The organism is Sodalis sp. RH15, assembly GCF_047324255.1.
Lineage (GTDB): Bacteria > Pseudomonadota > Gammaproteobacteria > Enterobacterales > Enterobacteriaceae > Acerihabitans > Acerihabitans ligni.
Genome location: NZ_CP178738.1, coordinates 187,850 through 213,172, shown reverse-complemented (window position 1 = coordinate 213,172; position 25,323 = coordinate 187,850). Strand labels below are relative to the sequence as shown.

The window sequence follows — 25,323 nt, the reverse complement described above, 5'->3', positions numbered from 1 at the left end:
AAAATAACCGCATTTTTGCTGGCGCCGTCGCTTTTTTAATCATCAACAAGCCTGATCAACAGCGCCGGCGGCCGGGGTTATTCCATGCCCAGTTCTTTCAGTTTACGCGTCAGGGTATTTCTTCCCCAGCCCAGCAATCGCGCCGCTTCCTGTTTATGTCCCTGGGTATGTCGCAACGCCGTGGTCAACAGCGTCCTTTCCATCTCAGGCTGCGCTTCCGACAGCAGATTTTGATGACCGGAACGCAGCGCGCGGTCAGCCCATTGCGCCAGCAGCGTGGCCCAGCTGTCGGGCAGGGATTGTACCGAAGCGTCCGGCGTGGTGCTTTCAAACAGCTCCGGAGGCAAATCCTGGATCAAGACTTCCTGGCCGGCGGCCATTACCGTGAGCCAGCGACAGGTGTTTTCCAATTGACGAACATTGCCCTGCCAGGACAGACGGGTCAGCGCGGTTTCGGTTTCCGGGTGCAGGATTTTAGGTTCCACGCCCAGCTCTTTCGCCGCCACCTGCAGGAAATAGCGCGCCAGTTTCGGGATATCCTCCCGGCGCTCGCGCAGCGGCGGCAGGTGCACCCTGATTACGTTGAGCCGGTGGAACAGGTCCTCGCGGAACTTGCCTTCCTGGACGCGTAATTCAAGATTCTGATGGGTGGCGGCTATGATCCTGACATCCACCTTGACCGGCGCGTAGCCCCCCACCCGATAGAATTGACCGTCCGCCAGCACCCGCAGCAAGCGGGTTTGCACATCCAGCGGCATATCGCCGATTTCATCCAGAAACAGGGTGCCGCCGTCCGCCTGTTCAAACCGACCCTGGCGGACCTGATTGGCGCCGGTAAACGCGCCTTTCTCATGGCCGAACAGTTCCGATTCAATCAAATCCTTCGGAATGGCCGCCATATTCAACGCGATAAACGAGGATTTGGCGCGCGGACTGTGGCGATGCAGGGCATGGGCCACCAGCTCTTTACCGGTACCGGACTCGCCGTTGATCAGCACGCTGATGGAGGAGCGGGACAGGCGGCCGATAATGCGGAAAACGTCCTGCATGGCCGGCGCTTCACCGATAATATCGGTGGTGGGGCCGTTGGCGGGCTGGACGCGCGCCGGCTGCTGCTGTTCGAGATAATGGCTGACCGCGCGCTCCACCAGCGCGACGGCTTCGTCGATATCAAAAGGCTTAGGCAGGTAATCGAACGCGCCCTGCTGGTAAGCGCTGACTGCGGCATCCAGATCGGAATGGGCGGTCATGATAATGACCGGCAGCATGGGATGACGCTGCTTGATCTGTTTCAGTAACGCCAGACCGTCCATACCGGGCATCCTGATATCCGATAACAACACGTCCGGGGTTTGGGTTGATAGCGCATCCAGCACTTCGCTACCGCCTTCAAAGGTGGCGCAGGTTAACCCGGCTCCAGTGAGGGCGCGTTCGAGCACCCAGCGGATGGAGCTATCGTCGTCGACGATCCAGACTATCCCTCGTTGCATAGTGACCTCACTGGCGAATAGGCAGGTAAACCGAAAATTCGGTATGGCCCGGCCAACTGTTAAATTCAATTTTCCCCGAATTCTGATCGACAAGACTGCGGGCGATGGATAACCCCAGGCCTGTTCCTCCTTCGCGGCCGCTGACCATCGGGTAGAAAAGCGTATCCTGCAATTGCGCGGGAACGCCGGGGCCGTCATCTTCAATATCGATACGGGCTACCAATCGATAGCGCACGCCGTGCAGCGTAAGCTGGAAAGCCGTTCGGGTCCGGATGGTTATCGTTCCCCCGTCTTCGCCCAAAGCCTGGAGCGAATTACGGGTGATATTCAGCAATACCTGCTCCATTTGGTCGGGATCGTGGGCTAATTCGGGCAGACTGGGATCGTAATCCCGCAACAAGGTCACATTGTCCGGTTTTTCCAGCGAGACCAGTTGAAACACCCGTTCCGCCACCTGATGGATGCTTTGCGTCACGTGCATGCCGGGCTGCTGCGGTCCCAGCAGTCGATCCACCAGGTTGCGCAGGCGATCCGCCTGCTCGATGATGACCTTGGTATATTCCAGCAAGGAGGGATCGGGGAGCGCCTTTGCCAGCAGCTGCGCCGCGCCGCGTAATCCGCCGAGGGGGTTTTTGATTTCATGGGCCAGCCCGCGCACCAGATCCCGCGCCGCCACCTGCTGGGCATGCTGGATTTGTTCCTGGCTCAGACGCCGCTGATTGTCCATCGGCGCCAGTTCCATCAGGAAATAATCTTCCGGCAGGCGTTGCACGGTAAGGGAAAGGATATGCGCCCGTCCGTCCACCACCAGGGTAACTTCATTATCGGTAAACCCTTGTCCGGCATTAAGGCTTTCGCGCATCAATTCGACGTTGAGGGAAAAATACCCCATTAATTCAGGCAACGGCGTACCGAAAAGCTTACGGGAACTTTGCGCCAGCAGCTGTTGCGCCGCCGGGTTGGCGTAATGAACGGCAAGATCGTTATCTAGCAGCAATATGCTGTTTATTAACGAATTTAGGATCTGCCCAGCATCGGGCAATGAGCCTGTAGCCATAAAGCAGTCTCCCGCACTATTCTAGTGCATTTTAGTCCATTAGATAATATTGCGCATGGCTACGCGCAAGGTTTGCTGGAGAAAAAAGCCCATCCGAAGATGGGCTGAAAGTTTCCACGGCAACAAAAAACACAATGTAATTAAACGCTGTAATACAACTCGAATTCCACCGGATGCGGCGTCATACGGATGCGGTCAACTTCTTCAGTACGCAGCTCGATGTAAGCATCAATGGTATCGTCAGTGAAGACGCCGCCGCGGGTCAAAAACTCGCGATCCGCGCTGAGGGATGCCAGGGCTTCATCCAGCGATCCGCATACCTGAGGAATTTCCTTCGCTTCTTCCGGAGGCAGATCGTACAGATTCTTGTCCATGGCATCGCCGGGATGAATCTTGTTGATGATGCCGTCGAGTCCGGCCATCAGCAGCGCGGCGAAGGCCAGATACGGATTGGCGGCCGGATCCGGGAAGCGCACTTCGATACGGCGTCCTTTCGGGCTCGGCGATACCGGAATACGGATTGAGGCGGAACGGTTGCGGGCGGAGTAGGCCAGCATCACCGGCGCTTCATACCCCGGGACCAGACGTTTGTATGAGTTGGTGGTGGGGTTGGTCAGCGCATTGATGGCTTTAGCGTGTTTGATTACGCCGCCGATGTAGAACAGCGCCGTTTCGGACAGGCCGCCGTACTTGTCGCCGGAGAACAGGTTGTTGCCGTCTTTGCTTAAAGACATATGGCAATGCATGCCTGAGCCGTTATCGCCGAAAATCGGTTTGGGCATAAAGGTCGCGGTTTTGCCGAAGGCGTGGGCGACGTTATGCACGACATACTTGTAAATTTGAATTTCGTCGGCTTTTTTCACCAGGGTGTTAAAGCGGGTGGCGATTTCGTTCTGGCCCGCGGTAGCCACTTCATGGTGATGGGCTTCCACCACCAGACCCATTTCTTCCAGGGTCAAACACATGGCGGAACGCAAATCCTGTGATGAATCCACCGGCGGTACGGGGAAATAGCCGCCTTTGATGCCCGGACGGTGGCCTTTGTTGCCGCCTTCAATAACCTTGTCGGAATTCCAGGCCGCTTCGACGTCGTCGATGGCAACGTGGGAACCGGAAATGGAGGAACCGAAACGGATATCGTCGAACAGGAAGAATTCAGGTTCAGGTCCGAAAAAAACGGTATCGGCGATGCCGGATGATTTCAGAAAATCTTCAGCGCGCTTGGCGATGGAACGCGGATCGCGATCGTAACCCTGCATGGTGGCCGGTTCAAGGATATCGCAGCGGATGATCAGTGTGGTTTCTTCATAGAACGGGTCAAGCATGGCGGTGCTTGCATCGGGCATCAGCACCATGTCTGATTCGTTGATGCCTTTCCAGCCGCCGATTGAAGAACCGTCAAACATTTTGCCGTCTTCAAAAAAATCGGCATCCACCTGATGGGCCGGTATTGTGACGTGCTGTTCTTTCCCTTTCGTATCAGTGAAACGCAAGTCGACGAATTTGACTTCGTGTTCATTTAGCATCGTCAAAACGTGTTCAGCGGACATACTTATATTCTCCCGGATGTGCCATTGTCGTCGTGGAACGAAATCGTATGGTATGGATTTTTTAAACTTACCTAGGCTAAGCTTAACTAAGCTAAAACTGTGCCAACATTGCTAAATGAACGCGAGGCGCCGAATTGCGGCCTTTTAACGGTTGCCAAGCTGCACCAGATTGGGGGGGGGGTGCTATTTTAGTGCATTTGTGCGCTGAGTGGGCACTATTTTGGTGCAATGCGTGCGAATAATTGAAACATTGCACTGATAAAGGGATGATGGGGCGCTGAAAATGACGCAAATGCAGAGAACAGCGCGATCTTGTTTAGTCCTTCGCCTATAACGTGTACAATAACGCGCTATTTCTAATGCCTGAGGCAAAGTTGTGATCGAAAATTTGCGTAACATCGCCATCATCGCGCACGTCGACCATGGGAAAACCACCCTGGTCGATAAGCTGTTGCAACAATCCGGAACATTGGGTGACCGCAATGACGCCACCGAACGCGTGATGGACTCCAACGATTTGGAGAAAGAACGGGGAATTACCATCCTCGCGAAAAATACCGCTATCAATTGGAACGGGTACCGTATCAATATCGTTGATACCCCCGGACATGCCGATTTCGGCGGTGAGGTTGAGCGCGTCATGTCCATGGTGGACTCGGTGCTGCTGCTGGTGGACGCCATGGACGGACCCATGCCGCAAACCCGTTTCGTGACCCAGAAAGCCTTTGCTTACGGTCTCAAGCCTATTGTGGTCATCAACAAAGTAGACCGGCCCGGAGCACGCCCCGATTGGGTGGTGGATCAGGTGTTCGATTTATTCGTCAACCTCGGCGCAACCGATGAGCAACTGGATTTTCCGATCATATATGCCTCCGCGTTGAACGGGGTCGCAGGCTATGAACATGAAAACATGGCCGAGGATATGACGCCGCTGTTCGAGTCGATCGTGAAGAATGTCGAAGCGCCCAACGTTGATAGCGACGGTGCGTTCCAGATGCAAATCTCCCAGCTTGACTACAACAGCTATGTTGGCGTTATCGGTATCGGCCGCATCAAACGCGGTTCGGTCAGACCGAACCAGGCAGTGACCATCATTGACCACGAAGGCAAGCGCCGCAATGGCAAAGTGGGTCAGGTGCTCGGGCATATGGGCCTGCAGCGTATCGAGTCCAAACTGGCTGAAGCCGGTGACATTATTGCCCTGACCGGTCTGGGTGAACTGAATATCTCCGATACCATCTGCGATCCGGCCCAGGTTGAAGCGCTGCCGCCGCTGACCGTGGACGAGCCTACCGTCTCTATGTCCTTTGGGGTTAACACCTCGCCGTTCTGCGGCAAAGAAGGCAAATACGTGACGTCCCGCCAGATCCTGGAGCGCCTGAACAAAGAGCTGGTGCATAATGTGGCGCTGCGGGTGGAAGAAACCGAAGACCCGGATACCTTCCTGGTGTCGGGCCGCGGCGAGCTGCATTTGTCGGTGCTTATCGAGAATATGCGCCGTGAAGGTTTTGAAATCGGCGTTTCCCGTCCGAAGGTTATCTACCGTACCGTTGACGGTAAAAAACAGGAGCCGTTCGAACAGGTTACGCTTGATATCGAAGAGCAGAACCAGGGTCCGGTGATGGAAGCGATGGGCATGCGCAAAGGCGAGATGCGCGATATGCTGCCGGACGGCAAAGGCCGTATCCGTCTTGATTATATTATCCCCAGCCGTGGCCTGATTGGTTTTCGTACCGAGTTCCTGACCATGACTTCCGGCACCGGCCTGCTGTATTCGTCGTTCAGTCATTATGACGATGTGCGTTCGGGTGAAATCGGCCAGCGGCAGAACGGCGTGATGATTTCCAACGGCCAGGGTAAAGCGGTTGCTTACGCCCTGTACAGCCTGCAGGATCGCGGCCGCTTGTTCCTGGGCCACGGCGCGGAAGTGTATGAAGGCCAGATTATCGGTATTCATACCCGTTCTAATGATTTGACCGTCAACTGCCTGACCGGCAAGAAATTAACCAACATGCGCGCTTCAGGTACCGATGAAGCCACTACGCTGGTGACGGCGATTAAGCTGTCGTTGGAACAAGCGCTGGAATTTATTGATGATGATGAGCTGGTGGAAGTGACTCCCCATTCCATTCGGTTGCGTAAACGTTATCTGACTGAAAACGATCGTAAGCGCGCCAATCGTTCCAGCAAAGAAGTCTGATCTTAGGCACGAGAAGACAAGATGCCGGTCCATGCAGATGGACCGGTATTTTTTTGCCGAAAATCGGCGCGGTCTCCCTTTAACACGCTCGGTACAGCTTCGGAGTTGGCGGGCTTACCGCGCCATGGGGTGCTCGGCGGCCACCAGATGGCCGCTACGACCCCATTGTCACGGTCTCCCTTAACACGCTCGGTACAGCTTCGGAGTTGGCGGGTTCGTCAGTCTGGCTGATAGATCAAGGCGATATTATGCTGCTGGCAGTAGTCGTGGAATTTGCGCGGGGGGGACTGATCGGTGATAAGGGTGTCGAAGAGGGTTAGGGTGCCGATGCAGGCGGGTTTGATATTGTCGAACTTGCTGTGATCGGCCACCAGAATTCCTTGCTGCGACAGGGATAAAGCGCGGTGCTTCATGGTGAGCTCATCAAAATTGAAGCAGGTCGCACCGTAGTGAATATCTATCCCGGCGGCGGAAATAAACGCCTTGTCGGGACAGATGTTATCCAGAATGGAATATTGGGTCAGTGGAGTGAATATGCAGTTGGCCGGATGGAATTCACCGCCGCACAGTATGACTTTGCAGTTGGGCAGATCCTGCAATGCCAGGAACGTATTCAGCGAGTAGCAAATGCCGGTGAATGCCAGGTCTTGGTTGATGGCGTCGATAATGAATGGCGTGGTGGTTCCGCAATCAAAAAAAACCGTGTCGTCTTTTTCAATCATTTGGGCCGCCATACGGCCGGTAATGCTTTTTTCTTTAACGTGCTTGGCTTTTTGATCCGACACAAAGTAGTGGGTGACTGAGCTGTTTTTCGGATCGTTGACGACATATCCCCCCAGCAGAACCACCTGCGCCGGCTCGGCGCTGAGATCGCGGCGGATGGTCATTTCTGATACGCCCAGCAGGACGGCGGCATCCTTCAGATGGATTTTGTCTTCCCGCTTTAAAGCCTGTATCAGCCTGTTAATCCTTTCTTCGCGCCGCGTTTCCATAGTGTACCCTGCGTCAATTGTTCCAATGTTCGCCGGTGTGAACAGTCAATATTTGCCGGTGGCTGCTGCGCCCGTCACAATACTTACCCCGGAACTGGTGCCGATACGGGTGGCGCCGGCCAGTATCATGGTTTGCGCGGTCTGACGATCGCGAACGGCGCCGGATGCCTTGACGCCTACGTCCGCCCCAACGGTCTGCCGCATCAGCCTGACGTCCTGTTCCCGGGCGCCGCCGGTGCTAAAACCCGTGGACGTTTTCACAAAGGCCACCTTAAGTTCGCGGCAAATCTGGCAAACTTGCACGATCTGCTCTTCGCTCAACAGGCAGGTTTCCAATATAACCTTCAATGGTGTGGCGGCGCAAACCTGGTGCACTGCCTGTATATCGGCGGTTACCGCGTCGATTTTCCCGCTTTTCAGCCAGCCGACGTTAATCACCATATCGATCTCCCCGGCCCCGGCTTCGATGGCCGCTTTTGCTTCAAAAGCCTTGGCGGCGGTCAGGCCGGCTCCCAGAGGGAAACCCACCACCGAGCACACTTTAACGTCGGTTCCCTGCAGCGCACGGGCGGCGAACGGCACATAACCGGAATTTACGCAGACGGCATAAAAGCCATACTGCTTTGCTTCTTCGCATAAAGCGGCTATTTGCGCCTCGGTGGCGTCCATCGCCAGCAGGGTGTGATCGATATATCGGGGAAAGTCGATTTCTGTTTTGTTCATGAGTGCGTCCTCGTGAGGGATGATGTTAATGTGAAAATAATAACATTATCTAACACCGTTATATAGCCATTTGTCCGTTAATTTTTCTCATGAGATGTGATAGGTGTCATATTATTAACATTTATGGGTTGATAATGTTAGCGTAGTAACATTGAATGCTATGAAAACATTAGAGAGGCAAATGATTATGGATATAGCGGTTATTGGTTCCAACATGGTGGATCTGATTACCTATATCACCGAGATGCCGAAAACCGGGGAGACGCTTGAAGCCCCGGATTTTGAGATCGGTTGCGGCGGTAAAGGCGCTAATCAGGCGGTGGCGGCAGCCAAACTGGGCGCCGGCGTGATGATGATGAGTAAGGTCGGCGACGATCTGTTCGCCGACAATACGGTAAATAACCTGCGCCGGTACGGCGTAGATACCCGCTATGTTGAGAAGGTGCCGGGGGTTTCCAGCGGAGTGGCGCCGATTTTTGTTGATCGGGATTCACATAATCGCATCTTGATCATTAAAGGGGCCAATAACCATTTGACGCCGGCGGATGTTGACCGTGCGGCGGAGCAGCTCAAGGACTGCAAGGTGATTATCCTGCAGTTGGAGATTCCGCTGGCGACGGTGTATCACGCCATCGACGTTGCCCGGCGGCTTCATGTGCCGGTGATTCTTAATCCGGCGCCGGCCAGCCGGGAGCTGGATATTGCTTATGCCTGCCAGTGCGATTTTTTCATGCCTAATGAAACGGAGCTGGAAATCCTGACCGGTATGGCGGTGGACAGCGAAGAGCATATCCTTGCCGCCGGCCGCTCTCTGCTCTCCCGGGGGCTGAAAAACCTGATTATCACCATGGGACACCGCGGCTCGGTGTGGTTGACCGGCGACAGCGTCCACCGGGTGGATGCGGTGCCGGTACAGGCCGTGGATACCAGCGGCGCGGGCGATGCCTATATAGGGTGTTTTGCCCATTACTATGTCGGCAGCCAAGACGTGAAGCAGGCTATGACATATGCCTCGGCCTATGCCGCATTCAGCGTACGGGGCAAAGGCACCCAGCGTTCCTATGCCGACGCCGCCCAGTTCCATGATTTCCTCGCCACCTTACATCAGGAATAACATCATGCACCACAATACGGTACAAATGCCTGACGGCTATCTGAATAAAACACCGCTGTTTCAGTTTATCCTGCTGTCTTGCCTGTTTCCTTTATGGGGCTGTGCGGCCAGTTTGAACGATATCTTGATTACCCAATTCAAAACGGTGTTCGCCTTAAGCGATTTCGCCAGCGCGCTGGTGCAAAGCGCGTTTTACGGCGGCTACTTTCTGATTGCCATTCCGGCCTCGATGGTCATTCGCAAAACCAGCTATAAAGTGGCCATTATGACGGGCCTGTCGCTGTATATCATCGGCTGCGTGCTGTTTTATCCTGCGTCTCATATGGCCACCTACACCATGTTCCTGGCGGCGATTTTCGCCATCGCCATCGGCTTGAGCTTTCTGGAAACTGCGGCCAATACCTACAGTTCGATGATCGGTCATCGCGACTATGCGACGCTGCGGCTTAATATCAGCCAGACCTTTTATCCCGTCGGCGCGCTGATGGGCATTGTGCTGGGCAAATATCTGGTTTTCCAGCAAGGGGACAGCCTGAGCAGCCAATTGGCCGCCATGACGCCGGAGCAGGGGCATCAATTCCGCCTGAATATGCTGGAACTCACCCTCGAACCTTATAAGTATCTGATCATGGTGCTGGTAGTGGTGCTGGTCTTGTTTGCCATTACCCGCTATCCCCGTTGCAAGCCTGTGGTAGATCGACAAAAAACCGCCGCGCCGGGTATGGGAGAAACCCTGCGTTATCTGGCCGGTAACGCCCGCTTCAAAAAGGGTATAGTCGCCCAGTTCCTTTATGTGGGGATGCAGGTGGCGGTATGGTCGTTTACCATTCGTTTGGCGCTGAACCTGGGTGCGGCCAATGAACGGGACGCCTCCAACTTCATGATTTACAGCTTTATATGTTTCTTCGCCGGTAAATTTATCGCCAATTTCCTGATGACGCGTTTTATGCCGCAAAAAGTCCTGATCGCCTATTCCATACTAGGGGTCGCGACTCTGGCCTATGTGGTGATGGTGCCGAATTTTACCGCCGTATATGCCGCGGTGTTTGTCAGCGTCTTGTTCGGACCCTGCTGGGCCACCATTTACGCCGGCACGCTGGATACCGTGGACAACAAATATACCGAAGTCGCCGGGGCGATTATCGTCATGGCCATTGTCGGCGCCGCCGTGGTGCCGGCAATCCAGGGCTTTGTTTCCGATCATTTGGGTTCGATGAAAGAGGCATTCAGCGTCTCGCTGCTGTGCTTTGCCTACGTGGGATTCTATTTCTGGGGTGAATTGCGCAACCATCAGCATCAGTTGCTGGCAGACCCCGCCCGTTCGGTCATGGATAGCAAACTTTAACCGCAGGAGAAGCGATTATGTCAGCCGTCATTCATCTTCAGCGCAACCAATTCAGCGAACAGCCGGTTTGTCTGCTGGAAAGCGCCGAGCTCAGCGTTACGTTGTTCAAATACCGTTCCGGCATTGAAGCGGTGACCCTGCGCAACAGCCGCGGTTTTATTACCCTGTTGCCTTTTTACGGCCAAATGATTTGGGACGCGCAGTTTGAGGGTCATGATTTGAAAATGACCAATCCGTTTACCGAGCCGAAACGGGGCGAGTCGGTGGTGGATACCTATGGCTGCTTTGCGTTCCATTCCGGCCTGCTGAGCAACGGTTGCCCGTCCCCGGAGGATGTTCATCCCCTGCATGGCGAAATGCCCTGCGCCCCCCTGGACCGCGCCTATCTGCTGCTGGACGGGAATAGCGTCGCCCTGGGGGGGGATTATGAATACGTCAAGGGTTTCGGCCATCATTACCTGGCGTCGCCGTCAGTGAGGCTGGCGGCCGGCGAGACCCTGATGACCATTACCATGCGGGTGACCAATCTTGCCAGCGTGGCGATGCCGCTGCAGTATATGTGCCATATGAACTACGCCTATCTGCCGGGGGGTTCCTTTAGCCAGAATATCCCCGACGGGGCGTTTTCACTGCGCACCTCCATTCCCGGACATGTGCATCCCACGCCGCAATGGCTGGATTATACCGCTACCCTGACGGACACTCCCTCGGCCTTCGGCGCGTTGGATCAACCACAATTCTACGATCCGGAAATTGTGTTTTTTGCCGATAACCTGGCGCAATACACGCCGCAACCGGAGTTTTTTATGCAGGCGCCGGATAAAGGGCCGCGCTTCGTTACCCGGTTTTCCAGCGAACAGTTCAACTACGCGACCCGCTGGATTTTGTATAATGGCGACCAAAAGGTGGCGGCGTTTATCCTGCCCGGCACCTGCCGTCCCGAGGGACATATCGCGGCGCGCCAGGCCGGGACGCTCATCGAGCTGCCCGCGGGGGCAACGCGGGAATTTACCGTGGTCACCGGCCTTGACGGATAACCAGACACTATCCACCCCCTGCATTGCCGTACCGGGCGCATCCAATGATGCGCCCGGCGCCGTTTCCGCCGTCGACATGACCGCGTAATCTCTGTTGATTACTGTTCAGTTGGATTATTTCCCGCTACAGTGAGAACACCATGCAAAGAAGGGAGGGAGCCATGCTTTATATCTTTGATTTAGGCAATGTCGTTATCAATATCGATTTCGGCCGGGTTTTGGGCGTCTGGAGCAAATTGAGCGGCGTCCCGCTGGCAATCCTGAAAAAGAAGTTCGTCATGGGCGAGGCCTTTGAGCAGCATGAGCGGGGCGATATTACCGATGAAGCCTTTGCCGCCAGGATTTGCGGGGAGTTGGGCATTGCGCTGAGCTTTGAACAGTTCACCACCGGCTGGCAGGCGATTTTCGCCGGTGTGCGCACCGAGGTTATCGATATCATCCAGGCTTTGCGGCGGCAGGGACATCGGGTGGTGGTTCTGTCCAATACCAACCGCCTCCACTGTAATTATTGGCCGAGCCAATATCCCGAAATACAGCAAAGCGTGGATAAACTCTATCTATCGCAGGATTTGGGCATGCGTAAGCCGGACCCGGCCATTTACCGCTATGTGCTGGAGCAGGAAGGGGTAGCCGCTGCAAAGGCCATCTTTTTCGACGATAACGCTGATAATATCGCCGGCGCGAAAACGGTCGGTCTGCAAACGGTGCATGTTACCGATCCTGACGTCATTCCCGCTTATTTTGCCTGACAGAACCTGGACCCCGCGCAAGGCGGTGCTCAAAACGCATCGGCCCGTTCATTGAGGAAAATTGCGATGAGACGTCCTAACCTGAAGGAATTCAGCCGTTGTTATTCCTTCATCAAGCTATTAGTCATACGTATTGATCAGGACCGGCTGACGGTGCTGGCCGGGCATCTGGCTTATGTCTCGCTGCTCTCCCTGGTGCCGTTGGTGACCGTGGTGTTTGCGCTGATTGCCGCTTTTCCGGTCTTTTCGGATGTGAGCGTAGAACTCAAAAATTTTATCTTTAACAATTTTATGCCCGCCACCGGCAATGTAATTCAGCGTTACCTCGAGCAGTTTATGCTTAACACCAGCAAAATGACGGTGGTGGGCACCTGCGGTCTGATTGTCACCTCGCTGCTGCTGATTTATTCCGTGGATACCGTGCTTAACACTATTTGGCGCAGCAAAAAGAAGCGTCCTCTCATATTTTCGTTTGCGGTCTACTGGATGGTGTTGACCCTGGGTCCGTTATTAACCGGCGCCAGCATGGCGCTCAGCTCTTATCTCTTATCCATCACCTGGCTGCAATCCACCGGTTCCAGCCTGTTTGCCACCGTCGCCCTGCGGGTCTTTCCGCTATTGCTCTCCTGCGCCTCGTTCTGGCTGTTGTACAGCGTGGTGCCCACGGTACGGGTGCCGAGCAGGGATGCGCTGGCGGGCGCGCTGGTGGCCGGTCTGCTTTTTGAACTGGGGAAAAAGGTTTTTGGTTTATATGTCACTATGTTTCCCTCCTACCAATTGATTTATGGCGTGTTGGCGGTGATTCCAATCTTATTTCTCTGGGTATACTGGAGCTGGTGTATTGTATTGCTGGGGGCGGAGATTACCGTCTCGCTGGCCGAACACCGGCAGTCGGCGTTAGAGGAGACGGTCTCCCGATGATTGCGTTGATTCAGCGTGTTTTGCGTGCACGGGTTACCGTGGACGAAACCGCGGTGGGGGAAATCGGCCCGGGGCTGTTGATTCTGCTGGGAGTAGAAAAGCAGGATAATGAACAGATCGCGGCAAAACTTTGCCAGCGGGTGCTGGCTTATCGTATTTTCGGTGACTCACAAGGCAAAATGAACCTGGATGTCCGCCAGTCCGGCGGCAGCGTGCTTATTGTGTCACAGTTTACATTGGCGGCGGATACCGACAAAGGGCTGCGGCCCGGCTTCTCCCGCGGCGCATTGCCGGCGGAAGCACAGCGGCTTTACCACCATTTTACCGAGTGCTGCCGCCGGGCGGATATCCGGACGCAAACCGGCCGCTTTGGGGCGGATATGCAGGTGGAGCTGGTGAATGACGGGCCGGCGACGTTCTGGTTGCAAGTCTGAGTCGGTAGAAGCACTCAAAGAGAGAGTCTGTCATGTATCACTTGCGCGTTCCGCAAACCGAGGAAGAGTTAAAGGAATACTATCAGTTCCGTTGGGAAATGTTACGTAAGCCCTTGCATCAGCCGCCGGGCTCCGAGCGTGATGCCTATGATGCCATGGCGCATCACCAGATGGTGGTGGATGAAGAGGGGAAGCCCGTGGCGGTGGGCCGGCTGTATATCAATGCCGACAACGAGGCGGCCATCCGTTTTCTGGCGGTGGACCCGCAGGTGCAGGATAAGGGCCTGGGCACGCTGGTGGCCATGACGCTGGAATCCGTCGCCCGCCAGGAAGGGGTAAAGCGGGTGGTCTGTAGCGCCCGCGAGGATGCGGTGGATTTTTTCGCCAAGCTGGGTTTTATCAACCAGGGTGAAATTCTGGCGCCGTCCTCCACGCCCATACGGCACTTTTTAATGATTAAACCCATTGCCACGCTGGATGATATTTTGCACCGGCCGGATTGGTGCGGCCAGTTGCAGCAGGCCTGGTACGAGCATATTCCCCTGAGTGAAAAAATGGGGGTGCGCATAAGCCAGTACACCGGCCAGAAATTCATGACCACTATGCCGGAAGCCGGTAATCAGAATCCCCATCATACGCTATTCGCCGGCAGCCTGTTTTCACTGGCCACCCTCACCGGCTGGGGATTGATCTGGCTATTGCTGCGCGAGCGCCAACTGGGGGGCACCATAATCCTGGCGGACGCCCATATCCGCTATACGACGCCGGTTACCGGCCGGCCCTGCGCCATTGCGGATCTCGGTTCACTGAGCGGCGACCTGGACCGGCTGGCCCGCGGACGCAAGGCGCGGGTTCAGCTGGAAGTGGAATTGTTCGGCAACGATAAACTGGGCGCGGTGTTCAAAGGCATCTATCTGGTGCTGCCGCCGGCGCATGATAGGCCGCTGGAGCGCGGCGGCTCCCATGCGGATTGATTTGTAGCGCTTCGGTTCCCATGCGGATTATCTCTGGCGCTCCGCGCCTTCTGCGGATCGCCATTTTGCCATGCAACGCCCCTTGCCCCAAGGGAATTGCACTTTAGCCTCCGGCGTTTCGGGGACGGTTTCCCAAAGGCTCAATGGGCCGTATCCTCCGCCACCTGGCCATTGCTCATGGTCTGGTTAAGCGATTGTCCTTTTGCGTCGACGGCCTGCAGCCTGCCGTTCAGTGTCGGCCTCAGGGGCGCCTGTGCGGCGAGCTGGCCGGTGAGGGTTAGCTGAACGTTGCCGTTGCCCGATAACGGCATGGCAGGCCATCCCCAGCGCTCCAGCACGTTTATCGGAACCGCTTTGCCGTTCAGGTTGAGCGAAAAGTTACGTGAAGGCTGCTGGTTAATCAGGGCGGTGGCCTCCAGCAATCCGTCACCGGCGAAGGCGCTCAGATCGGTGACGGTGATTTTGTCCGGATCGGCGGTTAACGCCAGCGACGGACGCCGTACGTCGATTTTATTGAAGGTGGCGTCGCTGCCGTTAAGATTCAGGCTGCCGGACCAGATGCCCCATTGATGGTTGCGCGCCAGCTCCAGCTGCTTGCCGTATCCGTCCAGCGCGGTGATTTGGAACGGGAATGAAGGATTGATATCAATCAACAGGTTCCGATTGGCGGTGAATTTATCCACGGTGACCTGCGCCAGCCAGGAAGGCAGCGGCTGCTGCCAGCTGTCACGCCAGTTTGCCGGCAGGGTATATTCCAGCCCCGCCACCATGAACTCGTCCAGTTCCAACTGCTGTCCGTCGCGCAGCCACCGGCCCGAGGTGCGCATCAATCCGCCTTGCCAGCGTCCGCTGAACTGGCGGATTTCTATTCCCTGGGGCGATAGGGCCAGATTGGCGATGGGATCGTTCAGATGCACCGTCCCGTTGATAAGGTCGGTGGCGTTGAAGGACAGTGAACCGTCATCGGTGGTCCAGTCGCCGTCCTGGAAGGTGATATTCCGCAAGGTCAGGTCCAGGTCGCTGAAGGCCCAATCCTTCCCCTCCATGCGCGCGTCGATCAAATCGAAGCGATGGATGGTGATTTTCGGCACCTGGGAGATCTGCTGCAAAAAATCATTCAGGCTTTTTTCGGTTTGCATCCGTACATTGCTCAGACGCAGATTATCCACCAGCCAGCTGCCGTCCTCGTCCCGCTTCGCATTGCCGGTTAATTCGCCCTGGGACAGATCGGCCCCGAGATTATCCAGCTTCAATTGATGGTCATCGATTTCCCCTTGCACCAATACGTTTTCCGCCGGCACGTCGTTTAGGGTCAAAGAGCGCGCGCTCAGCTGAAAGCGGGCGTTACGCCCGAGGGGAAATTCCTTTTCCGGTTTCCAGGGCGTGATGCCGGCGTTGACATTTTGCCCATTAAGCCGCCAGCCCCCCTGGGGAGACCGCACCGCCATACCGTTCAGTTGCAGGACGTCCGCCTGTAGCGAGGAGAGGGGCGGCGAGGTATCCATATCCAGGGTGCCGTCCTGCATCTGGATCCGGTAAAAATGGAAGGGGTCGGTGAGTTGGCGTGCGCCCAAACCGGCCACCAACTGCTTGGCGACCAGGGTGGGCGGATGTCCTTTTTGACCGAAGGTGATATTTACAAAAGAAATTTCAGTGGGATCGGACCAGGAATGATCAATTTTTTCCAATGACAGTTGGAAATCGCTGTGCTGGGTAACCCATTTGCTGACCCAGCCCGCGCCCCAAGGAGTTTGCAGCAAGACGTAGATCAGGACGATTATCAATAGCAATATCAAAAGTATTGATAATATGAGTTTCCCAATAAATTTCATCGCTCAATCCATCGCTGTCATAAAGGTTACAGTGTTTATGCCGTAATTAGCGGCGCTTCTCAATAGGCAATGTGTTTTCCGAAAAAAAAAGCCGCTGTATTGAGACAGCGGCTTGATAAAAGGAGGAATGTTAATTAATTGTGTTCCGGCGGGAACAGTAAATTCAGGATAATGGCGGTAATGCCGCCGGCGGCGATACCGGATGACAACAGCGTTTTTAACCATTGCGGCGCGAATTGCAGAATCAGGGGCTGCTGCGATACCCCCAGGCCCACCGCCAGAGAAAGGGCGATGATCATAATGGCGCGACGGTTTAGCCGTTCCCGCGAGACGATGCGGACGCCCGAAGCGGCGATAGTGCCGAACATCACAATGGTAGCGCCCCCCAGCACCGGTTCCGGAATATGCTGGACGAATCCGCTGACCACCGGAAACAGCCCGAGGGCTATAAGCATCAAAGCCACGACAAAACCCACATAGCGGCTGGCGACGCCGGTGAGCTGGATGACGCCGTTGTTCTGGCCGAAACAGGAGTTGGGAAAGGTATTAAACACCGCGGAAAGAAAAGAATTCAGCCCGTTGGCCAGCACGCCGCCTTTCAGACGGCGCATATAGACCGGCCCGCGTACCGGTTGTTCAGAGACATCCGAGGTGGCGGTGATATCGCCGATGGTTTCTATGGAAGTCACCATAAACACCAATATCAGCGGCACCAGCAGATTCCAATCGAACCCCAACCCGTAATAAAGCGGGGTCGGCACCATGATAAGCTTATGGGGAGCCTCAGGTCCGGACGGCGGCAACATGCCCAGCAACCAGGCCGCCGCATAGCCCACCGCCATGGCGATCACCAGCGAAGCCACCCGCAAATACGGGTTGCGCTGGCGGTTAAGTAAAATGATAACCACCAGCACAATCCCCGCCAGCAGAAGATTTTTCGGCGCGCCGAAGGTGTGGTCGCCCATGGCGGCAAACCCGCCGCCGATAGAGGTCAGTCCCACCTGGATAAGGGAAATACCGATAATCATCACCACGATGCCGGACACCAGCGGCGTGATAATGCGGCGCGCCAGATGCAGCACGCGGGAGAGCAAAATCTCGGTACAGGACGCCACCATCAGGGTACCGAACAGGGCCGCCATCATGGTGGGCACATCGGCGCCGCCGTTTTTCAGGGCCAGCCCGCCCATGATAAGCGGCGTGACAAAGTTGAAGCTGGTACCCTGAATGGATAACAACCCCGATCCCACCGGTCCCCAGGTTTTGATTTGCAGTATGGAAGCCAGTCCGGAAGCGAACAACGACATGCTGATAATATGCTGCGTATCCTGCGCCGGCAGCCCCAGCGCCTGGCAGATCAGCAGCCCGGGGGTGATAACGGCGATAAACATCGCCAGCAAATGCTGACAGGCGGCAAACAGGGTTTCCGCCAGCGGCGGACGATCGTCAAGATGGTAAATCAGCTCGCTTTTGACAACGGGAATCGGCGCGTCATCGATTTCATAGGAAGGCATTGTCATGTTGAATGGCTTTCATAGGCGGCAAAGGAGGCATTTTAATCAACTTGTTTCTAAAAGCAATCGATTGCTTACAACCCGCATCCCAACCGATTGATATAAGTCAACTCAAGGGCGAATTCACGCCGTCCGCTAACGCCGGGGCTCAACGCGAGCGTGTTAAAGGGAGGGCGTGCCTACGCATTGGTGTAACGCGCCCGCTCCGGCATCCAGCGCTCAATCAGCAGCCGGGCGGAGTCGGGATGATGCTCATGAATATGGCGCGCCAGCCGCTGGACCTCCGGGATCATCGCCTGGTCGCGCAGCAAATCCGCCACTTTGAACTCCGCATTGCCGGTTTGGCGCGTACCCAGCAGTTCCCCGGGACCGCGGATTTCCAAATCGTGCTGGGCGATGGCAAAACCATCATTGGTATCCCGTAATACCTGTAACCGCCTCTGGGCGGTTTTACTCAGGGGAGACTTATATAACAGCACGCAATGGGAGGCTACCGCGCCGCGGCCGACCCGGCCGCGCAGCTGGTGCAATTGCGCCAGGCCCAGACGTTCGGGATTCTCGATAATCATCAGGCTGGCATTAGGCACATCCACCCCCACTTCTATCACGGTGGTGGCCACCAGCAAATGGATCTCCCCGGCCTTGAACGCCCGCATAATCTCCTGCTTTTCCTTGGACTTAAGCCGGCCGTGCACCAGACCGATACGCAGCTCCGGCAAGGCGGCCTGCAGGTCTTCCCAAGTGGCCTGCGCCGCCTGGGCCTCAAGCAAATCGGATTCATCAATCAGGGTACAGACCCAATAAGCCTGGCGCTGCTCTTGCAAACAAGCCTGCCGCACCCGCTGTATAACCTCGGTCCGCCGGCTATCCGGAATGGCCACGGTGGTCACCGGCGTACGCCCCGGGGGCAATTCATCGATAACCGAGGTATCCAGATCGGCATAAGCGGTCATGGCCAGGGTCCGGGGAATGGGAGTGGCGGTCATGATCAACTGATGTGGATGGTAGCCCTGCGCCAGCCCCTTTTCCCACAGAGCCAAACGCTGATGGACGCCAAACCGGTGCTGCTCATCAATGATAACCAGCGCCAGCCCTGAAAATTGCACCTGCTCCTGGAATATCGCATGGGTACCCACCACCATGCCCACGCTCCCCTGCGCGATAGCGTCCTGCTGGGCCTGGCGCGCCTTGCCCTTTTGTTTGCCAGCCAGCCAGCCTACCTCGATGCCCAGCGGTTCGAACCAGGCGCGGAAGGTCATGGCATGCTGCTCCGCCAGCAGCTCGGTGGGGGCCATCAGCGCCACCTGCTTACCCTCGCCGATGGCCCGCAATGCCGCCAGCGCCGCCACCAGGGTTTTTCCCGAACCCACATCCCCCTGCACCAGCCGCATCATCGGCACCGGCTGCGCCAGGTCCTGTTCTATTTCATCCACCACCCGCCGCTGCGCGCCGGTGGGCGTAAAGGGAAGCAAAGAGAGAAACCGCTGTTTCAACTGCGGTCCCGGGGTTAACGCCAGGGCCAGATCTTTGCGCACCCCGGCCCGTACCGCCAGCATGCTGAGATTATGGGCCAGCAATTCTTCCAGGATCAGACGCCGCTGGGCCGGATGTTTGCCCTGCTCCAGATCCGCCAGCGAAATATCCGGCGGCGGGCGATGCAACGTGCGCAGCGCCTCGGGCAAGCCGATAAGTCCCCGGCTCAGCTCCGGCGGCAGCAGTTCGGCAATGGGATAGGTATCGAGCAAAAGCAGCGCCTGATCCGTCAGATTGCGCAGTGAGGCCTGGCGGACGCCTTCGGTGGTGGGATACACCGGCGTCAGGGCCGGGGCCAGTTCGACCTCGCTGTGATCGCCGAGGATATGGTATTCCGGATGGATGATTTCGGCCCCCAGCTGCCCGCGCCGGATTTCGCCATAGGCGGTAATCCGGCGACCGGCGGCCAGGCTGTTTTTCATCGAGGCGTTGAAGTTGAAAAAGCGCAGGGTGATAAGGCCGCTGTCGTCGCGGACCCGGCAGGTCAGCATGCGCCGCCGGCCGAAGCTGATGTCGGACCCGAGCACTTCCCCCTGCACCGTTACAAACATGCCGGGCAGGACGTCGCCGATGGCGTATAACCGGGTGCGGTCTTCGTAGCGCAAAGGCAGATGCAGCAATAAATCCTGGAGATTTTCCAGCCCGAGCCGGGAGAGCTTGGCCGCCTGTGCGGGACCGACCCCTGAAAGCGTATTCAACGGTATGGCGTTCAGCAGACGGCCTTCCATCATTTCAGCTCTCCGTGGCAGATTAACCCCAAAGGGGGTTAATTCCGGTTGCGCGTCACCTTGATCACATCCGGCATTACGCGTATTTTGCGCATGATGTTGGCCAGATGGACACGGTCGCGGGTGGTAAGACGGATAAACGCGCTATAGACCCGGCCGTCTTTTTCTTCGGTGTTCAGGCTCTGGATATTGGAATCGGCGGCGTTAATGGCCGCGGTCAGATTGGCCAGTACTCCCTGATGATTAAACATGTCCACTTTGATTTCGGCAATAAATTCCTGCTCGGTATCCAACTGCCATTCCACCGCCATGAATTTTTCCGCGTCTTTCTGGATACCGCGGATATTGCGGCAGGATTCATGGTGTACCACCAGGCCTTTGCCGGGGCTGACGTGGGCGATAATCGGATCACCGGGGATGGGGCGGCAGCATTTGGCGAAGGTGATCAATACGCCGTCGGCGCCTTTGATGGGCAGCGTCTTCGGACCGGGCTGCGCCATATTGGACTGATCGCCCTGCAGATTGCGGGCTATAACCACGCTCATGGCGTTGCCCAGGCCGATTTCCGCCAGCAGGTCATCAAGGGACGCCAGTTTCATCCGGTCCAGCTCGCGCTGAAGGTTTTCCGGCGCCACCTCGGCCAGTTTCCGGCTGCCCCCCAGGGCGTGATTCAATAGTCTGCGGCCCAGGCTGACGGAATCGTCGCGCTTAAGGTTCTTCAGCATCTGGCGTATCTTGGCCCGGGCCTTGGAACTGACCACAAAGTTCAGCCACGCCGCATTGGGACGGGCGCCGGGAGCGGTGATGATTTCCACCGCCTGTCCGCTGGTCAAGGCCTGCGACAGGGGATATGGCTGCCGATCCACTCGGGCGCCGACGCAGGCATGGCCGATATCGGTATGCACCGCATAAGCGAAATCCACCGGGGTGGCGCCCGCCGGCAGCTCGACGATGCGGCCTTCCGGCGTGAACACATAGATTTCATCCGGGAACAAATCGGATTTGACGCTTTCGATAAATTCAAACGAGCTGCCGGCGCTCTGCTGCAGCTCCAGCAGGCTTTGCATCCAGCGCTGGGCGCGGATTTGGGCCGTGGTGCCGGTTTCGCCCTGTTCTTTATAAGCCCAGTGCGCCGCCACCCCCATTTCCGCCATTTGATCCATGTCTTCGGTGCGGATTTGCACCTCGACCGGAACGCCATGGGGACCGATCATGGAGGTGTGCAGGGACTGGTAGCCGTTGGCCTTGGGAATGGCGATATAATCCTTCACCCGCCCGGGGCGCGGTTTATACAGGCTGTGCATCTGTCCCAATACGCGATAACAGGTGTCCACTTCGCCGACGATCACCCGAAAGGCATAGATATCCATAATGGAATGGAAACGCTGCTCTTTAAGGTGCATTTTGCAATAAATGGAATAAAGATGCTTTTCCCGTCCGCTGACCCGGCAGGGGATGCCGGCTTCGGTCAGTCGCCCTTCGATTTCGGCGAGTATCTTCTGGATCATCTCTTTGCGGTTGCCGCGCGCGGCCTTGACCACTTCTTTGATGACCCGGTAGCGGTTCGGATACAGCGCTTCGAAGCCCAGCTCCTCAAGTTCCGTCTTGAGATGGTGGATGCCGAGGCGATGGGCCAGGGGGCTGTATATTTCCAGCGTTTCACGGGCGATGCGCCGGCGTTTGTCGGGGCGCAGCGCACCCAGGGTGCGCATGTTATGCGTTCTGTCCGCCAGCTTGATCAGCACCACCCGGATATCCTGCACCATCGCCATGATCATCTTGCGAAAGTTTTCCGCCTGGGCTTCTTTCTTGTCGCGGAACTTCAGCTTGTCGAGCTTGGATACCCCTTCCACCAGCTCCGCCACGCTTTTACCGAACAGTTGTTCCATGTCCTGGTAGGTGGCGGGGGTATCCTCGATGACATCATGCAGCAACGCCGCCATCAGCGTTTCATAATCGAGGCGCATTTCCGCCAGGATGCATGCCACGGCCACAGGGTGGGTAATGTAGGGCTCACCGCTGGAGCGTGTCTGCCCCTCGTGAGCATCACGGGCGACAAGATACGCCTGCCGGAGGAGTTTGATTTGATCCTCTGGCAGGTAACGTTGAATCAATAGATTCAGACTTTCAAACAGATACAATTGCGAACCGTTGTTTGAGGTTAGCGACGGCCTTCAGCAATCGCGGTTACCGCCTGGATTTCCGCGGCTTCCTGCTCCTGCTGTTCCTGACGATCCCGCAGGTCGAGGATCTGATTGGTAATCAGGCCTTCTTCGATTTCACGCAGGGCGATAACGGTGAACTTATCGTTTTCTTCAGCAACCAGAGGGTCTTTGCCGCCGACCTGAAGTTGCCGAGCTCGACGAGCAGCGACCAGCACCAGGTCAAAACGGTTACCAATTTTTTCGACGGCGTCTTGTACAGTTACGCGTGCCATATGCGAGCTACTCCACAGATGAAGAAATGACTGGGCATCATACTGAAAGTTGTCTCAGTCCGCCAACAGTTTGGTGATTAAAGCGTCATGCCGCAGTTTTTGGCGGTTCAGACGCAGACGTTCGGCACGGATGATGGTTTTCAAATCCATCAGTGCCGTATTAAATTCATCATTTACGATCAGGTAATCATATTCGGCATAATGGGACATCTCGGCCACCGCCTGCGCCATGCGCCCGGCGATGATTTCGTCGCTGTCCTGTCCGCGGCCCCGCAGACGGCGATCCAGTTCCTCTTTGGAGGGCGGCAGCACGAAGATACTGCGCGTCTGGGGCATTTTGTTACGGATTTGCTGCGCCCCTTGCCAATCGATATCCAAAAAGACGTCCACGCCGGTGGATAACACCTGTTCGATCATTTCGCGGGAAGTGCCGTAATAATTACCGAAGACGTTCGCATACTCCAAAAAGGCGTCTTCATTGATCATGCGTTCGAATTCCGCCTTGGAAACAAAATAATAATGTTCACCCTGTTTTTCACCCGGACGAACGGGGCGCGTGGTGTGGGAAACCGAAACCTGAGTGTCGTAAAGCGGTTGTGTTTTAAGCAACGCCTGAATCAGGCTGGATTTTCCCGCGCCGCTGGGTGCGGAAACAATGTAAAGCGTTCCTTGAACCATACTGGGATTTTCGACTGTGGTTAATGAATCGACGCATCTATACCCGATGGCGTTCAAGCGTCAGCTGCCGCTTGAAAGATGGTGGGTATAATTGATCACAGCGGTTATTATACACGGCATTGGCGCCGGATGCAGCCTCACTTGCTGCAGCGAGAGGAATTTATGCCATCCGAGCCTTACGTCCGGGCCAGCGATGGCCTGGCGACGGCGAAGCGGCGCTGAAGCGGGAAGCGGCCTTGCGCCGCACCGGCATAAGGTGGCGATGTGCCGGCGGGGAATAAATTTCCAGTAAAAAGATTAAAAAGCAGATTATCGGCAATGCTGCGCAGAAAATGCGTAGTCCCTCGAGCATAATATTAAGAAAAATTTAAGTATCAAAAGAAGAGTTTTTGTTGATGAAGACAATGAATCAAATTAATAAAGGATGCCGGCCATACCGGCAACCCTGAATTTCTGCGGATATGCCCCATTCCTAAATGCACGATCGCTCATCTGACCCGATCCGCCAGGGTAAAACTATCCACATGCATATATCAAACATCACTTATATGTCTGGACGCCGAGAAAGTTTTCCTCATCAATCCGGACGTGAAAATTGATGAAGAATGTTCAGAGTATATTAAGTGTAAGGGGTTAAATTAACCATTATCACTTAACGTTTGTATTCGCAAATAAAGTCCAAAATTACTATTGACTCAGTTCTAGCATATTGCAGATTTCGCCAAGTTTTTCCAATTGCGTTTCGGATAAGGGGGCAAGCAAACGCTCCAGAATGGTCCGGTGCGTGTGTTGGGCGATATGCAGTTTATCCAGCCCTTTCTCCGTAATATAAACGTGCTTGACCCGCCGGTCAGTAGGGCTTTGCTGGCGTTGCAGCATAAGATCCTTTTCCAGGGCGTCCAGCACGGTGACCACGGTGCGGGATGAAAAGCCCATATAGTTTTTGATATCCGTCGCGCTGGTTTTGCCATGGGTTATCAATTGAAGAATTTTCATTTTGGATAATGACAGTCCTTCGTTAACCAATTGTCCGTTCACTTCTTTACGTAAGCGATGATAGATACGTGATAAAGATTCCACGGTGTCGGCAATATCTTTAACTTTTTCCATTTTATAATCTCTAGGTGAAATTAAGGCGATTCACTCGCCGCGATTGCAGGTTAAAAATTTGTTATAAATGGAGGGTGGGGTATTTAATAATCCCGCCATTTTCATAATTTAAAAACATATTTTTAACAAATTTTTCAATGACACATCTCAATCCAAGGCGATAAAATTCCTTCCTATTTCCCGGTGTCTCATTAGGGGAATCGATAATTATCTCTGAATTGAAGAACGGGCCATGCAATATACTTAACGAATTGCCAGCGCAGTTTATAGGAATATTTTCTATTTTTAAACACGACTAATTGAAAAATACGGATGCTATACAGAAATATTACGTCGTTGATATGTTATTTTACTTTATTACTTTTATGATAACTAAGTAGCCTGCTAATTTTCAATTAACATAAAGATGATATAGATAAAATCTTGTTGATTTATTGGAGTTTTTTTATTATGTCTACAAGGTGTAAATATGACGTACAAGCATAGTGTAATAGTGCATTTTATAAAATAATAAAAAAATAAATTTAATAAATACCTTGCCGTGATCGTAAAACAATTCGCGGGAACCCGTGAGGTTTAACGTAACGCGTTGATTTTTATGTTGTGATGTTTTTATAAAAACGCTGCCGGCACAGCAGCGGAAGAAATTATTGCTTAGACTTCAATGAAGTAAAATCTAAAAAAGTCATAAGAGACGCCGCGACGCTTTTAACGCGGCGGCGTAAGAAAAGGACGCTGGTGAATGATCCGGCGGTCAGAACGCTATTTTGGCCGGACAGGACCGGATAGGACCGGACATGCATACGTAGTTCTTATATGTCGCATTGTTAATAAATCATGTCGTGAATGTGGCCTTTGTTTGGTTAAAACACTGGCAAGCTTGCTTACGTTTACCGCCGCAATCC

General features: G+C 55.0%; 20 protein-coding genes. 8 read left to right on the top strand and 12 right to left on the bottom strand.

Annotation, left to right across the window (positions count from 1 at the left end):
• Positions 1–77 precede the first annotated feature (77 nt).
• From glnG to glnA, 3 genes are all read right to left on the bottom strand, one after another.
• Positions 78–1,490 (bottom strand): nitrogen regulation protein NR(I), encoded by a 1,413-nt coding sequence (gene glnG / locus ACL2XO_RS00955; RefSeq protein WP_132924162.1) that lies wholly within the window; start codon positions 1,488–1,490, stop codon positions 78–80.
• Positions 1,491–1,497: 7 nt separating this feature from the next.
• Positions 1,498–2,547 carry a nitrogen regulation protein NR(II) gene (glnL, locus tag ACL2XO_RS00950; RefSeq protein ID WP_132924163.1) on the bottom strand — a complete coding sequence of 350 codons (1,050 nt, stop codon included), beginning with the start codon at positions 2,545–2,547 and terminating at the stop codon, positions 1,498–1,500.
• 140 nt (positions 2,548–2,687) lie between these two features.
• Positions 2,688–4,097, bottom strand: coding sequence for a glutamate--ammonia ligase (glnA, locus tag ACL2XO_RS00945; protein WP_132924164.1), 1,410 nt, complete (start codon positions 4,095–4,097; stop codon positions 2,688–2,690).
• Between the two features lie 376 nt (positions 4,098–4,473).
• On the opposite strand from glnA, the gene typA reads away from it, so the two are divergent.
• A complete protein-coding gene (gene typA, locus ACL2XO_RS00940) occupies positions 4,474–6,297 on the top strand; it encodes a translational GTPase TypA (protein WP_413726140.1) in 1,824 nt (607 codons plus the stop codon).
• A 218-nt stretch (positions 6,298–6,515) separates the two neighbouring features.
• Here the strand turns inward: typA and deoR are convergent, their stop codons facing one another.
• Together deoR and deoC are read right to left on the bottom strand one after the other, a co-directional pair.
• The gene (gene deoR / locus ACL2XO_RS00935) at positions 6,516–7,289 is read right to left on the bottom strand and encodes a DNA-binding transcriptional repressor DeoR (protein ID WP_132924166.1); all 774 of its coding nucleotides are present in this window, start codon (positions 7,287–7,289) and stop codon (positions 6,516–6,518) included.
• Positions 7,290–7,334: 45 nt separating this feature from the next.
• Positions 7,335–8,012 carry a deoxyribose-phosphate aldolase gene (deoC, locus tag ACL2XO_RS00930; RefSeq protein ID WP_132924167.1) on the bottom strand — a complete coding sequence of 226 codons (678 nt, stop codon included), beginning with the start codon at positions 8,010–8,012 and terminating at the stop codon, positions 7,335–7,337.
• A 187-nt stretch (positions 8,013–8,199) separates the two neighbouring features.
• Here deoC and rbsK point away from each other — a divergent pair, with 187 nt between their 5' ends.
• The 7 genes from rbsK (at position 8,200) to fabY (ending at position 14,586) form a co-directional block, all read left to right on the top strand.
• Positions 8,200–9,126, top strand: coding sequence for a ribokinase (rbsK, locus tag ACL2XO_RS00925; RefSeq protein ID WP_413726139.1), 927 nt, complete (start codon positions 8,200–8,202; stop codon positions 9,124–9,126).
• Between the two features lie 4 nt (positions 9,127–9,130).
• Positions 9,131–10,471 (top strand): L-fucose:H+ symporter permease, encoded by a 1,341-nt coding sequence (gene fucP, locus ACL2XO_RS00920; protein WP_413742010.1) that lies wholly within the window; start codon positions 9,131–9,133, stop codon positions 10,469–10,471.
• 17 nt (positions 10,472–10,488) lie between these two features.
• Positions 10,489–11,508 (top strand): aldose 1-epimerase family protein, encoded by a 1,020-nt coding sequence (locus ACL2XO_RS00915; protein WP_413726137.1) that lies wholly within the window; start codon positions 10,489–10,491, stop codon positions 11,506–11,508.
• 161 nt (positions 11,509–11,669) lie between these two features.
• Entirely contained in the window at positions 11,670–12,257 is a 588-nt protein-coding gene (gene yihX / locus ACL2XO_RS00910) for a glucose-1-phosphatase (RefSeq protein ID WP_132924171.1), read from the top strand.
• A gap of 66 nt (positions 12,258–12,323) precedes the next feature.
• A complete protein-coding gene (locus ACL2XO_RS00905; RefSeq protein ID WP_132924172.1) occupies positions 12,324–13,178 on the top strand; it encodes a virulence factor BrkB family protein in 855 nt (284 codons plus the stop codon).
• On the top strand, positions 13,175–13,612 hold the full coding sequence (gene dtd / locus ACL2XO_RS00900) for a D-aminoacyl-tRNA deacylase (protein WP_203524201.1): 438 nt from the start codon (positions 13,175–13,177) through the stop codon (positions 13,610–13,612). The genes ACL2XO_RS00905 and dtd overlap by 4 nt, the downstream gene beginning before the upstream one ends.
• Positions 13,613–13,644: 32 nt before the next feature.
• Positions 13,645–14,586 (top strand): fatty acid biosynthesis protein FabY, encoded by a 942-nt coding sequence (gene fabY, locus ACL2XO_RS00895; RefSeq protein ID WP_132924174.1) that lies wholly within the window; start codon positions 13,645–13,647, stop codon positions 14,584–14,586.
• Between the two features lie 140 nt (positions 14,587–14,726).
• Here fabY and ACL2XO_RS00890 read toward each other — a convergent pair whose 3' ends face one another.
• The 7 genes from ACL2XO_RS00890 to ACL2XO_RS00860 form a co-directional block, all read right to left on the bottom strand.
• Positions 14,727–16,418 carry an AsmA family protein gene (locus ACL2XO_RS00890; RefSeq protein WP_413726134.1) on the bottom strand — a complete coding sequence of 564 codons (1,692 nt, stop codon included), beginning with the start codon at positions 16,416–16,418 and terminating at the stop codon, positions 14,727–14,729.
• A gap of 134 nt (positions 16,419–16,552) precedes the next feature.
• The gene (locus tag ACL2XO_RS00885; protein WP_132924175.1) at positions 16,553–17,938 is read right to left on the bottom strand and encodes a nucleobase:cation symporter-2 family protein; all 1,386 of its coding nucleotides are present in this window, start codon (positions 17,936–17,938) and stop codon (positions 16,553–16,555) included.
• 173 nt (positions 17,939–18,111) lie between these two features.
• Entirely contained in the window at positions 18,112–20,193 is a 2,082-nt protein-coding gene (gene recG / locus ACL2XO_RS00880; protein WP_413743015.1) for an ATP-dependent DNA helicase RecG, read from the bottom strand.
• A 38-nt stretch (positions 20,194–20,231) separates the two neighbouring features.
• Positions 20,232–22,334: a bifunctional GTP diphosphokinase/guanosine-3',5'-bis pyrophosphate 3'-pyrophosphohydrolase gene (gene spoT / locus ACL2XO_RS00875; protein WP_132924176.1), complete on the bottom strand. Its 2,103-nt coding sequence runs from the start codon at positions 22,332–22,334 to the stop codon at positions 20,232–20,234.
• A 20-nt stretch (positions 22,335–22,354) separates the two neighbouring features.
• Positions 22,355–22,630 carry a DNA-directed RNA polymerase subunit omega gene (gene rpoZ, locus ACL2XO_RS00870; RefSeq protein ID WP_132924177.1) on the bottom strand — a complete coding sequence of 92 codons (276 nt, stop codon included), beginning with the start codon at positions 22,628–22,630 and terminating at the stop codon, positions 22,355–22,357.
• A gap of 54 nt (positions 22,631–22,684) precedes the next feature.
• The gene (gene gmk / locus ACL2XO_RS00865) at positions 22,685–23,308 is read right to left on the bottom strand and encodes a guanylate kinase (protein ID WP_132924178.1); all 624 of its coding nucleotides are present in this window, start codon (positions 23,306–23,308) and stop codon (positions 22,685–22,687) included.
• A 687-nt stretch (positions 23,309–23,995) separates the two neighbouring features.
• A complete protein-coding gene (locus tag ACL2XO_RS00860) occupies positions 23,996–24,418 on the bottom strand; it encodes a MarR family winged helix-turn-helix transcriptional regulator (protein ID WP_132924179.1) in 423 nt (140 codons plus the stop codon).
• Positions 24,419–25,323 lie beyond the last annotated feature (905 nt).

Excerpts from the sequence above, each read along its gene's own strand:
- glnG (WP_132924162.1), bottom strand. The coding sequence starts at position 1,490 with ATGCAACGAGGGATAGTCTGGATCGTCGACGACGATAGCTCCATCCGC.
- glnL (WP_132924163.1), bottom strand. The coding sequence starts at position 2,547 with ATGGCTACAGGCTCATTGCCCGATGCTGGGCAGATCCTAAATTCGTTA.
- glnA (WP_132924164.1), bottom strand. The coding sequence starts at position 4,097 with ATGTCCGCTGAACACGTTTTGACGATGCTAAATGAACACGAAGTCAAA.
- deoR (WP_132924166.1), bottom strand. The coding sequence starts at position 7,289 with ATGGAAACGCGGCGCGAAGAAAGGATTAACAGGCTGATACAGGCTTTA.
- deoC (WP_132924167.1), bottom strand. The coding sequence starts at position 8,012 with ATGAACAAAACAGAAATCGACTTTCCCCGATATATCGATCACACCCTG.
- rbsK (WP_413726139.1), top strand. The coding sequence starts at position 8,200 with ATGGATATAGCGGTTATTGGTTCCAACATGGTGGATCTGATTACCTAT.
- fucP (WP_413742010.1), top strand. The coding sequence starts at position 9,131 with ATGCACCACAATACGGTACAAATGCCTGACGGCTATCTGAATAAAACA.
- ACL2XO_RS00915 (WP_413726137.1), top strand. The coding sequence starts at position 10,489 with ATGTCAGCCGTCATTCATCTTCAGCGCAACCAATTCAGCGAACAGCCG.
- yihX (WP_132924171.1), top strand. The coding sequence starts at position 11,670 with ATGCTTTATATCTTTGATTTAGGCAATGTCGTTATCAATATCGATTTC.
- ACL2XO_RS00905 (WP_132924172.1), top strand. The coding sequence starts at position 12,324 with ATGAGACGTCCTAACCTGAAGGAATTCAGCCGTTGTTATTCCTTCATC.
- dtd (WP_203524201.1), top strand. The coding sequence starts at position 13,175 with ATGATTGCGTTGATTCAGCGTGTTTTGCGTGCACGGGTTACCGTGGAC.
- fabY (WP_132924174.1), top strand. The coding sequence starts at position 13,645 with ATGTATCACTTGCGCGTTCCGCAAACCGAGGAAGAGTTAAAGGAATAC.
- ACL2XO_RS00890 (WP_413726134.1), bottom strand. The coding sequence starts at position 16,418 with ATGAAATTTATTGGGAAACTCATATTATCAATACTTTTGATATTGCTA.
- ACL2XO_RS00885 (WP_132924175.1), bottom strand. The coding sequence starts at position 17,938 with ATGACAATGCCTTCCTATGAAATCGATGACGCGCCGATTCCCGTTGTC.
- recG (WP_413743015.1), bottom strand. The coding sequence starts at position 20,193 with ATGGAAGGCCGTCTGCTGAACGCCATACCGTTGAATACGCTTTCAGGG.
- rpoZ (WP_132924177.1), bottom strand. The coding sequence starts at position 22,630 with ATGGCACGCGTAACTGTACAAGACGCCGTCGAAAAAATTGGTAACCGT.
- gmk (WP_132924178.1), bottom strand. The coding sequence starts at position 23,308 with ATGGTTCAAGGAACGCTTTACATTGTTTCCGCACCCAGCGGCGCGGGA.
- ACL2XO_RS00860 (WP_132924179.1), bottom strand. The coding sequence starts at position 24,418 with ATGGAAAAAGTTAAAGATATTGCCGACACCGTGGAATCTTTATCACGT.